The sequence below is a fragment of the Psychromonas sp. KJ10-2 genome (genome assembly GCF_047323255.1).
Classification (GTDB): Bacteria; Pseudomonadota; Gammaproteobacteria; order Enterobacterales; family Psychromonadaceae; genus Psychromonas.
The window spans coordinates 2,041,456-2,053,901 of sequence record NZ_CP178827.1 but is presented as its reverse complement, the minus strand read 5'-3'; the positions used below and the strand labels follow the sequence as shown (position 1 = coordinate 2,053,901).

Genomic DNA, 12,446 nt, shown 5'->3' with positions numbered 1-12,446 from the left:
AAGGTTAATGTTTAAATTTTAATAAGTCGTTGAAAGTGATGGGGCGACTGAAGTAGTAGCCTTGGAATTGATAGCAGCCTAATTCAATTAAACAATTCACCTCTTGTTCTTGCTCTACACCCTCTGCAATTACCTCCATATTAACGCTTTTGGCTAGCTGGATAATCATACTGATAATCGCTTTATTACTTTGATCTAGGTGTATGTCTGTCACAAAAGAACGATCTATTTTAAGTAAACTAGCAGGTATACGTTTTAAGTAAGCTAAGGAAGAATAACCCGTTCCAAAGTCATCAATAGCGCAGGTTACACCAAATTTTAATAAGGTATTTAACCCATCGATAGAGCGCTCCAAATTACCCATCATGATACTTTCTGTTATCTCTATTTTTAGCGATGAAGGCGGGATTTGGTATTTATTAACCATACCGATAACGTTACTAACAAAGTCGCGTTTAGCAAGCTGTTTAGCACTAATATTAATAGATATTTGTTGGAAAAATGCAGGCAAAGTGCGTTGCCTTAAACGCTTTATATCACGACAGGCTTGTTCTAGAACATAGTTACCAATATCGATAATTAAGTCACTTTCCTCGGCAATGGGAATATATACCGCTGGCGACTCATAACCACGAGTAGGGTGGTTCCAACGTAATAATGCCTCTGCCCCGACCATATTATATAAATGGTCGAATTGTGGCTGGTAATGCAATTCAAAGTCATTATTGATTAAGGCTTGTTTGATCTCTTTGGTATAACGAATATGGTCGTTGAGTTGCTCAGACATGATTGATTTATAGGCTAAGGCTTTATCTTTAGACTTTTTAAATGCTTCATACATTGCGATGCTGGCATTTTTAATAATATCTTGAGCGTTTTTTTGTTATCGGTAAATCGTTCATAACCAATAAAACAAGATAAAGAAAAGCTACCTTCAGATAGTTCAAAAGGGCGCTCAATGGTATGTATTATCTCGGCAATGATGTCACCGATGATAAGTTGAGATTTCATTTTATTAGCAGGCAAATGGTCAATAATTAAAATGAATTCATGACCGTTAAAGATAGCAATCGTGGTTTTTTTATCTGTGGATTTTTTGATTCTATCGGCCACTTGTCGTAATACTTTGTCACCAACATGGTAACCAATGGCATCATTGATATTTTTAAAGTTCATTAAGTTGATAGATAATACATAACCGGTTTTTTCTCTGTTACTGTACCTTCTATGGCCTTGGTTAGACAGCGCTGTACTTCCATTCTGTTATAAAGACCGGTTAAGTCATCATGCGTTGCTTGGTAACGAATCTGCTCTTCTACCTCTTTACGCATGTTAATTTCAAATAACATAGTGCGGTAATTAATAGAAGCAATACAGCTATTGGTTAGTTTATTAATGACCGGAGACAGAGAGCTTTGGATTTCGCGACTAAGTGCGCTCTTGCGTTCTATAATAAACACACCGAAATGACCTAGTTTAAATACATAATATAATCCGCTGCTTTGTTCTATTATTCCCGATGTAGCGTCGCTGTCAAAAAATTGATTGGCTAGCAGCTCTAAGTTTTGATAAAGCAGTGTATTGATGCCATCTCTTCTACTTGGAAAGCTAAGGAAGTGCTGTAAGCTGTCTTCTTCGGTTAATTGGTAAACAGGTGTATTTTGTTGATCTTGCATGATGAAAAAATGGCTATTAGTCGCATTTAAGCATTGCCCAGCTAGGTGCAAGAATTGATAGATCATTTTTTTAAATCAGTCTCTTCACCAATCGCTAAGACGAGTTGGTGCTGAATAGACATGATGTTCATCGCGGTATTCATGTTTGATTTCAATCCTTAAAATACGCCAAGTACAGTTGACTTATTGAGTAAGCGAATCATTCCATTGTCAGTGTTAGCTATTTCACCTAATACCATCGCTCCTATTAACGGGGTTTCTGATAAAGTATTTTGTATAATTGCCAGTTCATGATCACTATCTGACTCAAGAAATAAATCACGGCTTATGCAATTAAATAATAGTAGGTTATTAAAAGGGCGTTGTTGTGCAATATTGTTGGCAACTTGCTGACTGGAGGCGAACATTTTATCTTTATCGCTGCTCAGTAAGTAGACCATGGAGTTATCCAGTATGTTGCCAACACATTCGAGGTAAGAAAAATTAGTTTGGATAGGATCTCGCACTAAGATTTCACCATCAATGGAAACGATACCAAGCGGATATTGTTTAGCGTATTGATTAAAGAACTTGCCATCAAGTGTTGTATTCACTTTGTTTTGAATGACTTCTTTGTAGAAAGTATAGGTAGATTGATAGTTTAAAGAGTGCACATAGTGCCCCTCTGCAGCGGTCACTAAATAAGGGCCATCAGCAATATCCCAACCATGGCCAATGTCGTTTATTAAGGGGCAAGGCAAAGCAATAACCTGGGTTAAGTCCCCTTTGATACCTTGATTAGTAAATATTACTGGGCGAGATACAAAATCTAAAGAACCAGCTCCTCCTCCGATACTAGTGACACCTGATCCTATAAAGTTATAAAAGTGATCAACGAAGTCTTCACTGACTTTACACATGGCATCACTGATAATGATAAAGCTTTTATGGCGTTGGATAGGTTGGCTATTATTTTCGATATAGTCGCTTAACTGGTCATCTATTTGACTCAGAGCTTCATAATTTACAATATCTGGTTTAACCTTTAAGCCAACAATAATCGCCCCATGCTGATAATTTTTTCCCTTGTATATAATTTTAGGGAACATGCCACCACAGATAGGTAACTGACAATCAAATAATATTTTATTGAGCTGAGTTTCTAGGTAGTTATTTTCAACACAGGCTATTAATAGCACGCCTTGAATATTTTCTTGGCAAAGACCTTTAATTGCTGTATTTAAATCTTGTAGAGAGGAACTGTCCGTAAATCGAACAATAGAGGCCTCTGCCATAACACCTTCTCCTCATTTAAAATTATTTAATATGGGGTGCTTCAATGACTAAATAATGGTTATCTGAAATAAAAATATAGCTTAGTTTTTGTAATATACCTAAGTGTTTTATAATCAATCTGTTACTTTGTGATTAGTTACACTTTGTTAAGTGGATAAACTCAACTTTATTTAGATTTTTGCTTGCTCGTATTTTTCTCTGGGAGGATTAAACTTTGTGGTGTTTACTAGGTCACACTGTTGGGCCGTCTTATTGCCAATAAAGGAATAATATTTGCATTCTTTTAATATGATTATCCAGTACAATAAAGCTATCAAAAAATAACTGAAAGACAGCATTCGACTGTTGCTCAACAAGCCTGCACCTCAATTATCATTTATTACAATAGAAGGAAATAAATTAGCTAATGTCATACCAACTTATCCTGATCTGTATTGCGGCCTTAATTGGAATTGGTATTCTCCTCCATCATCCATCGCGTACCTTTGGTATTCCATCTTTACTTATTTTTATGGGAGTGGGATTATTATTTGGTAATGGCGAATTTGATTTTGTCTACGATAATTTTGCCTTAACCTCAGTAGTTGGCAATATTGCTCTTAATATTATTGTATTTGTTGGGGGATTAAATACCTCCAAAAGAAGCGTGCGCGTTGCTTATCGTGAAGGGAGTGTGCTATCTACCTTAGGGGTACTACTAACGACGTTATTTTTCTCATTGATTCTTTGGTGGGTGTTAGACTTTTCTTTTATTCTCTGTCTTTTATTTGCAGCGATTGTTTCTTCGACGGATGCCGCTGCAGTATTCTCTATCTTACAATCTAAAAAACTTAAACTAAAAGAGCAAACCGATACGGTATTAGAGTTTGAATCTGCTACCAATGACCCTATTGCATTAATTCTAGTCGTTTTATTAACAGAGGTGGCATTAACACCTGAAAACGCAATTTCAGTGGCGGAAATCAGTTTAGAACTCGTGACACAAATATTTAGTGCCTTGTTTATTGCTCTGTGTGTTGGCCGGGCATGTGTTTGGTTGTTGAACCATATCAAGCTGGAAGAGTATGGACTTATCCCTGTCTTTGTTTTAGTCAGTTTTGTATTGGCTACCTATGGCAGTGAATTAGCTGGTGGAAATATCTTATTAGCGTCTTATGTCGTTGGTGTGGTTATTGGAAATGGCTTAAAGCGTGGTAGGGAAATAAGTAAACACTTTTTTAATAGCCTATCTTGGCTAGCGCAAGCGCTTATGTTTATAGCACTTGGGTTACAGATTTTTCCACATCAATTATTTGAAGTGTTATATCAATCGATTCTTCCCGCCTTGTTATTAATATTAATTGCTCGGCCATTAGCGGTACAGATATGTTATCTGTTTTTCCCAAAAACGACTTGGAAAAAACGTTTATTTATCTCCTCGATTGGTTTAAAAGGGGCTACACCGATAGTATTTGCTTTGATCCCTGCGGCTGCAGGTGTTGAATCCTCGTTAATTATGGTTGATATGGTTTTCTTTATTGTTTTAATTTCTGTGTTTTTACAGGGGGCTGCCATTGAACCTTTAGCGAAAAAACTGCAGCTTAATATTGAAAAACCTAAGCCTGAGATCACTGGCTAAATTGTCTAAACATTTAACTCGCTGATGTTAAGTAAGGCCTTGTTTCCCTTTTACTAGGATTTAGCTAGGACTTAACTAAGCAGCTAAAGTAAACCAATAGCATGGTGCTTTAGCTGCTAAACCTGATTTTATTTCTGTGCGTTTGTTTCGCGTTTTTTCAGCTTCACAGTGGAGTATACTGAGAAAATAGCAAATAAAATAAACGCTAATGCAATAGGTCTATCGTATATAAACGACCAGCTTCCTTCATATAAAATTAATGATTTCCTTAAGTTTGTCTCCGCCATCGGTCCTAAAATAATCGCTAATAGAATCGGTGAAGACGGGATATCTAATTTATTTAAAATAAAGCCTAATAAACCAAAAGTAATGGCAATACCTACATCAAACATAGAATTATTAATCGCATAAGCACCAATCACCGATAGGAAGATAATAATAGGAATCATCATTATCTTAGGCACTTCAATAATGCGGCAGAAAAAGCGTATACCTAAAAATCCTACAATCAACATCACAATATTCGCGACAATCATAGAGCTAAAAATACCGTAAACAATTTCTGGGTTTTGCGTAAATAATAATGGGCCAGGTGTTAAACCTTGGACTATTAATGCGCCTAATAAAACTGCTGATACTGCATCCCCAGGCACACCTAAAGTGAGTAGCGGTACTAATGAACCACCCGTTACGCCATTATTGCCTGATTCAGCAGCTGCTAAACCATGCATTGAGCCATTACCAAATTCCTCTGGATTTTTGCTACACGCTTGGCTTCGTTATAACAAGCAAAGGCTGATATGTCAGCGCCAGCACCGGGAACAGAACCAATAGAAGTACCAATTAATGCACTTTTAACGCTGGTGGGTAAAATCTTTTTAAAGTCAGAGAAACTTAAAAATTTATAACTAAACTTTGGCGGGATATCTTGCTTATCTGACGCTATTTTTTCCAGTTGATTTAAACCTTCGGCAATCGCGAATAAACCAATGAGTACAGGGATAATATTGATGCCGCTGTATAGGTCTAACACACCAAAAGTAAAACGTGGAACACTGCTGATTGGGTCTAATCCAACCATTGAAATTAATAAGCCTATGGTGCCGGCTAATAACCCTTTCATAATGTTTTTAGCAGAAACACTGGCAATGATGGTTAATCCGAATAAAGCTAAAGCAAAGTATTCAGGCGCATTAAAGCGTAAAGCAAAGTCTGCCAACATAGGCGCAACACCAATCAATACCACAGTACTGATCAAACCGCCAATAAATGACGCAACCGCAGCAATACTTAATGCCTTAGCTGCAAGTCCTTTGATCGCCATTGTGTGGCCATCTAATACAGTAGCGGCAGATGCGGGTGTACCTGGGGTTTTCAGTAATATGGCGGCAATTGAACCACCATAAATACCACCAATATAGACACCAATTAACATCACTAAAGCGGGTGTTGGCATCATTGAAAAAGTAAAAGGGAGTAATATAGCAACGCCCATGGTTGCTGTTAATCCGGAAGTGCACCTAAAATCACACCACCTAACACACCTAATACTAATACTGGGAAAACCTCCATGCTAAATGCAGAAGCAAACCCACTGAGTAAATATTCCATCATAATAATAACCTAGAAAAAGAGTAAGCCTTCAGGCAGGGAGATAATAAACACGTCCGAAAATAGATAGTAAATAGCTAAAACAAATAGCCAAGCCACTACGTAATAGCGTGGTTTTTTAACTCGGTAATAAATTAAATAATAAGTAAAACCCACTAAACTTGCTGGTAGATAACCCACTAGGGTAATTAAAGCTGCATAACCGACTAACAAGGTAAAACCAAAAATAGAGTGTTTAGATAAAAGTGGTTGTTCCTGCTCGACCTGCTTTTTTCGCTGATGTTGAATGATCAACACACAACATATTAATATTTGAATTATCACAACAACGGTAGGAAAGAATCCTGCTCCAACGGGAGAGGCTTGATATAGAGGCTCTGGGAATTGAGTGATAAAGCCTAATATTATCAGACTTAACACAATGATTATGCTGGGTAATACTAGGTGTCGATTGAGCATTATAGCTTCCATTATTGTTGATTAAAAAATGGGTTAAGAGGCCTCTTAACCCATACTCATTTTTACTTTTATTTCTTAATAAACTGGCTAAGTACTTTTGTATCTTCTTTTACAAAGTCAGTGAACTCTTGCGCTTTTAAAGGGTGAATAGTCATTGCACCTTTAGCCATGAACTCTTTAAATTGCTCAGAAGCCATTGCTTGGTCAAAAGCGTTACCTAAGATTTCAATAATCTCATCAGGTGTTCCTTTAGGAGCACCAATACCACGCCATGTACCCGTTGTAACATCTAAGCCTTGCTCTTTTAATGTTGGTACATCTGGAATGTAAGAAATACGTTCTTCTGACATTACGCCTAGTGCTTTTAACTGACCTGAGCGAAGTTGAGCAATTGCTTCACTCGGTGTTACCATTGTCACTTGTGTATGGTGACCTAGTACTGAAGGAATCGCTTCAGCCGAACCGTTATAAGGTACTGCATTTAGTTTAATATCCTGGTCTTGTTCTAAAGCCATTAAGTAAAAATTAGGCGCAGCGGTAGAAGCAAATTTAATTTTACCAGGTGTTTTTTTCGCTTCTGCTACTAGGTCATTCACTGTATTAAATGGGCTATCAGCCGGTACTAAAATAACAGCAGGGTCTAAGTTAACCATGCGAATTAATTCAAAATCATCAGCGCTATGCTGCATTAATCCCATTTGTGGCAACGAAGCAATTTCACGGGTGACCACAGTTAAGGTATATCCATCGGGTCTTTGTTGTGCACCAAAGCTCATACCTACTGCACCTGCACCGCCGGTTCTATTCATGACAGAAATACTGGTACCTAAAATATCTTTTGCACTATTTGCTAGAGTACGACCAACGGCATCTGTACCACCACCTGCGCCAAATGGCACAATTAGTCGTATATTTTTAGCTGGATAATCTGCAGCAAATGTACTTGCTGACATAATTAATCCTGCGCTGATTAGTGCTGTTTTAAGTAGTTTTCTCATCGTTTCATTCCTTGTATGGATAAAATGGCTTCTTTCTTAATCACTATTTTTAACGTTTGGTTTAATCTTTAACAAAACCGGTCTATTTGTTACCTATATACAAAAGCTGACTCAAGTAATTCAATAAAACAATATTTGTTTGTTAAAACCTTGTAACGGAAGAGTAAAGGAAGAATATTATTTTAGTATTGCATGGGTCACGAAAGTGACGGACAAAAAGTGTTCTTTGTTAGGAAATGAGATCTTTCCTTGATTTTTGAATTTTTTTGCCACTAAATTTAGCTTTTTTGGGCCATTTATTATTTTTATAAGTATGACTTAATGTGGTTTTTCTCTTGTTGAGCGATTTGGTTTCTGCTATTTAAATGGCAGGGTTGACGAATTTAAATAGATAAATAAGCTGTTATTTATCTATTTATAGGTGTTTTTATTTTTGTGTTTTAAGTGAAAAATAACTTTTTTGTGCTGATTTTAAAGGGCTATGGGAAGCGTTAGGTGATGAGTTGCCTATGTTTCTTATTTATTATGTAAGAAGTCGTTATATTAATTGAATTCGTTGGCACCAGTTTCGGATAATTGTTTAGGTGGTTTTATTTTGTAATATTATAAACCTACTATGTTGATTTGTTTTTTCTGTTAGTTAACCCTTAATAATTTCGCTGTAAATCGATATAACCCTCTACTTTGAGGAATGTTAGTGCAGTGATTTCATAGCAAGTAGTACTGTTTCCGCACAAGGTTTATCAACAGTTTAAATAATATAGAGCCTAGTGTTATTTTGGTAAGCCTAGTATATTCCTTACTCCCCTCCATTTTGAAAAGGATATTACGATGAGTATTATCAAGAGCAAATTAGCTTTTACTTTGTTAGGTGCATTACTTTTTACTCAACCTACCAGTTTAGTGTTTGCACATGCAGACCATTGTGGCATTAAAGAAACGACACTGGGCGATACGATGAAGTATATTAAAAGTGAATTACGTGCTTACAATAAAGGCTTGAAGGCCGATGATAAAGCTGAAATGCAAGAGCACATTAATGAATTGATTATGTTAAGTGGCAAAGCTGAAGCATTAATACCTGTAGTGATTGAAGATATGGATGGAGAGCACGGTCAAGCATCCAGTAAATTGACTGAACAACAAAAACAGCAATATGCACAATACCAACAGCAAATAAGTGAGATGACGAATACCTTTAAAAAGATCCAAGCAAGTTCAGACTCTGCAGAGATCAGTGCATTACTAGAGAAGGTGAATCAGCAGAAAAAGCAAGGGCATAAAGCCTTCCGTCAAAATTGCAGTAAATAGGAAACTGATTAACGCAACACAGCGGTGCTGCGTTAATAAAAACTAACGGTTAGCTAAAAAGACTTTCGAAGGATCAACTAACAAGCGTTTACCAATCGCTTCTCGCCCAAATAGCATCAAATAGTTCATATCAGCACGGTCAGTTAAGGTGATTTCAATGGGCCAGGTTTCACTGCCTAAGGTCATTGGCGTTTCAATCACATAACGTTCTTCAGAAGTCCCATTTGACGATTTAATCTTACGAATATCGCTGATTAAAGCGCTACAAGCAATCAACCTTTTGACATTGTGAATATCTGGATGAATATCAAACTTAACCCAAGGTTGGCCTTTTTCCATATATTTGACAATATTATCAACATGTAGCGATGACGTTTTTGCACCAGTATCAACACGCACTTGCATCTCTTTAATACCTAGCTCAGGTAAATCAATAGATTCAAGTCGACCAATAATCATTTTATCTTTAGATTGCATGCTATTTGTTTCCTGTACTGCTCGTTCTATTCAAATCATCTTCAGGGCGTAAGAAGTCTTGCACTGATTCAATATGTTCAACGATTGCTTCATCATCTTCTTTAAAATATGCAATATGGAACATGGCTTCACCTTCTTGTACTAATGGGATGTTTTGTTGCCCAATTAGAATCCCTGAACGAGTGGCTTTCACAACTCCTAATATCTCACCGTAAGGGCTACCGATCTCAGCGAGTTTATCACCACTAGTAACGCGATCACCTAGCTCTACTAAATGTTTAACCACGCCGCTCGCATTAGCACGTAACCAGCCACTGCTATTGGCAATATAAGGTTCTTTTAACTTACGTTTAGAGGTTATTTGGCGCATCATTTTTAAGTGACGTAATACATTCTCAATACCTTTGATTCCTGCATTAATTGAGAAATCATCAAAACGTAACGCTTCACCTGCTTCATATAACAGTACTTTAGTATCATTGGCTACGGCAGATTCACGTAATGAACCATCCACTACATTCGAATGTAAAACCACAGGGCTAGCGAAAATTTTAGCTAATGCTTTAGTTTCAGGATCATTCATATCACCGCGAATTTGCGGTAGGTTTGAACGATGAATCGCCCCTGTATGTAAGTCAATACCATAATCACAATGTTGCACTATTTGCGTTAAAAATATATGTGCAACACGTGCTGCTAAAGAGCCTTTTGCTGAGCCTGGAAAGCAGCGGTTTAAATCACGACGATCCGGCATATAGCGGCTTTGATTCACGACACCATAAACATTGACCATAGGTACTGCGATCACAGTGCCACGGATAATTTTAAAATTAGGTTTGTTAATTAAACGACGAATAATTTCAATACCGTTTAATTCATCACCGTGTACTGCGGCACTAATAAAAATAGTCGGGCCTTCCTTTGCACCGCGAATGATTTGAACAGGTAATGAGAACCTCTGCATCTGTATATAATTTAGCAACAGGTAACTCTATTTTGCACTGTGTTCCTGGTAAAATATCAAACTCGCCAATGCGTAATGCTTTCATCTAATTAACCTCTACCACGTGTTTTATTGGTTGCTGTTTTTGGGCTTTTTTCAAGAAAATCGAAAACCATGCCAGCTATATTCATGCCCGTTGCTTTTTCAATGCCTTCTAAACCTGGGGATGAGTTAACCTCCATCACCATTGGTCCATTTTCAGAGCGTAATAAGTCTACACCACAGAAATTTAGCCCCATTATTTTAGCGGCATTCACCGCAGTTTCACGCTCTTCTTTAGATAGTTTAACCACAACTGCTGATCCCCCTCGATGTAAGTTGGAGCGAAATTCTCCCTCGGCACCTTGGCGCTTCATTGCTGCAACAACACGCCCACCTATCACTAAACAACGGATATCTGCACCACCGGCTTCTTTGATAAACTCTTGCACTAAAATATTAGCCTTAAGTCCCATGAATGCTTCGATGATACTTTCCGCTGCTTTTGCTGTATCAGCTAATACAACGCCTATTCCCTGTGTGCCTTCAAGTAGTTTAATGACTACTGGAGCACCGCCGACGTTTTTAATTAAATCTTTAATATTATCTGGTTTGTTAGCAAAGCCTGTACGTGGCATGCCAATCCCTTTTCTTGATAATAATTGCATTGAACGCAATTTGTCACGAGAACGGCTGATCGCCACTGACTCATTAATATTAAAAGTCCCCATCATTTCAAATTGGCGTGCTACTGCCGTTCCGTAAAAAGTAACAGAGGCACCAATGCGTGGAATAATCGCATCATAATGTGGTAATTCTTCACCGTGGTAACGTACTGTTGGACGGCTACTAGTAATGTCCATGTAGCAGTGTAATGTATCAATAATATCAACTTGGTGACCCTGTGCTTCCCAGGCTTCTTTTAAACGACGAGTAGAGTATAGGTTTGGGTTTCTAGATAAAATGGCAATTTTCATGAGTTAATTCCTATGTGACTATTCACAAATTATGTCGCGATATGTTTCGCATAAAAGGTTAATAATCTGAGTCAAATAGGAAACTTAGGGCCTGTTTAATGGAGGACTCAGATTAAGTGCGTGGAGTGTATAAACAAAACGCTATATAATAAAATTAATTGTTTTGTGGTCTTTGATTAAAATTTTTGATTGGTGGTGGGTATATGAAGATAGAGTTATTAAAAACATTTTTAGAGGTTAGTCGCTCATTACATTTTCGTATCGCATCAGAAAACCTATTTATTACGCAATCCGCTGTTAGTGCCAGAATTAAGTTATTAGAAGATGATTTAGGCGTGCTGCTATTCGACCGCAGTAATAGAAATTTAAAGCTAACCCCAGAAGGGCATCGTTTGATTAAGCATGCCAATGAATTGATTTTAATGTGGCAAAAAACTAAGCAAGATGTAGGGATCAGCGCGCAACACTCAATGCAGTTAGTGGTTGGGGCTAAAAGCACTATCTGGGATATTGTATTGCAGAATTGGCTACAAAAAATTCATTCTAATGTTGATGAAGTGAGCTTATTAACCAGTACCTATAGTGCTCCTGAATTGCGTAAAAGTTTATTAAATAGGGTGGTGGATATTGGGTTCTTGTTTGAACCAACTTTTGTTGGCGAAATTATTTCGGAAAAGGTCGCGACGGTGCCACTGCATTTAGTGACCACTAACCCTGATTATGTGTTTAATCATGAACAGCTACAGGACTTCATTATGGTGGATTATGGAGAGTCTATTGCAGCTCAGTATTTAAGAGAGTTCCCTGACACACCGGAAGCTAAACACTTTATGAGTCAACCTAGGATTGCCTTAAACTTTATTTTAGAAGCGGGTGGGGCTGCTTATTTGCCAAGACAAATTACCTTTGAATACTTAAAGAGTAATCAACTGTATTTAGTGGATGATGCGCCTGTGTTCCGTCGTGATATTTATGCTAATTATTTAGCGAATAATCAAAAGATAGAGATGATAGAGCAGGTATTACAGTTATTTCCGCATGTAAGAACATAGCTATATAAAC

12 protein-coding genes and 1 pseudogene are annotated in these 12,446 nt (G+C 37.4%); 3 read left to right on the top strand and 10 right to left on the bottom strand.

The features are described from left to right. Positions 1-4: 4 nt before the first annotated feature. From ACLKL2_RS09915 to ACLKL2_RS09900, 4 genes are all read right to left on the bottom strand, one after another. Positions 5-841 carry a putative bifunctional diguanylate cyclase/phosphodiesterase gene (locus ACLKL2_RS09915; RefSeq protein ID WP_413691472.1) on the bottom strand — a complete coding sequence of 279 codons (837 nt, stop codon included), beginning with the start codon at positions 839-841 and terminating at the stop codon, positions 5-7. Then, on the bottom strand, positions 802-1,176 hold the full coding sequence (locus ACLKL2_RS09910; RefSeq protein ID WP_413691471.1) for a GGDEF domain-containing protein: 375 nt from the start codon (positions 1,174-1,176) through the stop codon (positions 802-804). Before ACLKL2_RS09910 ends, ACLKL2_RS09915 begins: the two co-directional genes overlap by 40 nt. Next, positions 1,176-1,742, bottom strand: a complete 567-nt coding sequence (locus ACLKL2_RS09905) for a GGDEF domain-containing protein (protein ID WP_413691470.1) — start codon at positions 1,740-1,742, stop codon at positions 1,176-1,178. Before ACLKL2_RS09905 ends, ACLKL2_RS09910 begins: the two co-directional genes overlap by 1 nt. A gap of 92 nt (positions 1,743-1,834) precedes the next feature. Continuing rightward, entirely contained in the window at positions 1,835-2,950 is a 1,116-nt protein-coding gene (locus ACLKL2_RS09900) for an FIST signal transduction protein (protein WP_413691469.1), read from the bottom strand. 407 nt (positions 2,951-3,357) lie between these two features. Between ACLKL2_RS09900 and ACLKL2_RS09895 the strand changes: the two genes are divergently transcribed. Beyond that, complete coding sequence (locus ACLKL2_RS09895) at positions 3,358-4,569, top strand: potassium/proton antiporter (protein ID WP_413691467.1); 1,212 nt, start codon at positions 3,358-3,360, stop codon at positions 4,567-4,569. 128 nt (positions 4,570-4,697) lie between these two features. Here the strand turns inward: ACLKL2_RS09895 and ACLKL2_RS09890 are convergent. The 3 genes and pseudogenes from ACLKL2_RS09890 to ACLKL2_RS09880 all read right to left on the bottom strand — a co-directional run bounded on the left by ACLKL2_RS09890 (position 4,698) and on the right by ACLKL2_RS09880 (position 7,637). Next, positions 4,698-6,025, bottom strand: a pseudogene (locus ACLKL2_RS09890) (tripartite tricarboxylate transporter permease). A 167-nt stretch (positions 6,026-6,192) separates the two neighbouring features. Further along, positions 6,193-6,639: a tripartite tricarboxylate transporter TctB family protein gene (locus tag ACLKL2_RS09885; protein ID WP_113817761.1), complete on the bottom strand. Its 447-nt coding sequence runs from the start codon at positions 6,637-6,639 to the stop codon at positions 6,193-6,195. Between the two features lie 68 nt (positions 6,640-6,707). After that, positions 6,708-7,637: a tripartite tricarboxylate transporter substrate binding protein gene (locus tag ACLKL2_RS09880; RefSeq protein WP_413691466.1), complete on the bottom strand. Its 930-nt coding sequence runs from the start codon at positions 7,635-7,637 to the stop codon at positions 6,708-6,710. Between the two features lie 831 nt (positions 7,638-8,468). Between ACLKL2_RS09880 and ACLKL2_RS09875 the strand changes: the two genes are divergently transcribed. Continuing rightward, positions 8,469-8,948, top strand: coding sequence for a cytochrome b562 (locus ACLKL2_RS09875; protein WP_413691464.1), 480 nt, complete (start codon positions 8,469-8,471; stop codon positions 8,946-8,948). 42 nt (positions 8,949-8,990) lie between these two features. Here ACLKL2_RS09875 and ACLKL2_RS09870 read toward each other — a convergent pair whose 3' ends face one another. The 3 genes from ACLKL2_RS09870 to rimK form a co-directional block, all read right to left on the bottom strand. Then, positions 8,991-9,425, bottom strand: a complete 435-nt coding sequence (locus tag ACLKL2_RS09870) for an ATP-dependent zinc protease family protein (RefSeq protein WP_113817764.1) — start codon at positions 9,423-9,425, stop codon at positions 8,991-8,993. A gap of 1 nt (position 9,426) precedes the next feature. Then, entirely contained in the window at positions 9,427-10,407 is a 981-nt protein-coding gene (locus tag ACLKL2_RS09865; RefSeq protein WP_413691462.1) for a succinylglutamate desuccinylase/aspartoacylase family protein, read from the bottom strand. Between the two features lie 71 nt (positions 10,408-10,478). Beyond that, positions 10,479-11,384: a 30S ribosomal protein S6--L-glutamate ligase gene (gene rimK / locus ACLKL2_RS09860; RefSeq protein WP_413691461.1), complete on the bottom strand. Its 906-nt coding sequence runs from the start codon at positions 11,382-11,384 to the stop codon at positions 10,479-10,481. A 203-nt stretch (positions 11,385-11,587) separates the two neighbouring features. On the opposite strand from rimK, the gene ACLKL2_RS09855 reads away from it, so the two are divergent. Beyond that, on the top strand, positions 11,588-12,436 hold the full coding sequence (locus tag ACLKL2_RS09855) for a LysR family transcriptional regulator (protein WP_113817767.1): 849 nt from the start codon (positions 11,588-11,590) through the stop codon (positions 12,434-12,436). The last annotated feature ends 10 nt before the right edge of the window (positions 12,437-12,446 follow it).

What these genes read in the sequence shown, in the direction of transcription:
- rimK (WP_413691461.1), bottom strand. Translation starts at nt 11,384, where the DNA reads ATGAAAATTGCCATTTTATCTAGAAACCCAAACCTATACTCTACTCGT.
- ACLKL2_RS09875 (WP_413691464.1), top strand. Translation starts at nt 8,469, where the DNA reads ATGAGTATTATCAAGAGCAAATTAGCTTTTACTTTGTTAGGTGCATTA.
- ACLKL2_RS09895 (WP_413691467.1), top strand. Translation starts at nt 3,358, where the DNA reads ATGTCATACCAACTTATCCTGATCTGTATTGCGGCCTTAATTGGAATT.
- ACLKL2_RS09870 (WP_113817764.1), bottom strand. Translation starts at nt 9,425, where the DNA reads ATGCAATCTAAAGATAAAATGATTATTGGTCGACTTGAATCTATTGAT.
- ACLKL2_RS09855 (WP_113817767.1), top strand. Translation starts at nt 11,588, where the DNA reads ATGAAGATAGAGTTATTAAAAACATTTTTAGAGGTTAGTCGCTCATTA.
- ACLKL2_RS09915 (WP_413691472.1), bottom strand. Translation starts at nt 841, where the DNA reads ATGTATGAAGCATTTAAAAAGTCTAAAGATAAAGCCTTAGCCTATAAA.
- ACLKL2_RS09910 (WP_413691471.1), bottom strand. Translation starts at nt 1,176, where the DNA reads ATGAACTTTAAAAATATCAATGATGCCATTGGTTACCATGTTGGTGAC.
- ACLKL2_RS09880 (WP_413691466.1), bottom strand. Translation starts at nt 7,637, where the DNA reads ATGAGAAAACTACTTAAAACAGCACTAATCAGCGCAGGATTAATTATG.
- ACLKL2_RS09900 (WP_413691469.1), bottom strand. Translation starts at nt 2,950, where the DNA reads ATGGCAGAGGCCTCTATTGTTCGATTTACGGACAGTTCCTCTCTACAA.
- ACLKL2_RS09905 (WP_413691470.1), bottom strand. Translation starts at nt 1,742, where the DNA reads ATGATCTATCAATTCTTGCACCTAGCTGGGCAATGCTTAAATGCGACT.
- ACLKL2_RS09885 (WP_113817761.1), bottom strand. Translation starts at nt 6,639, where the DNA reads ATGCTCAATCGACACCTAGTATTACCCAGCATAATCATTGTGTTAAGT.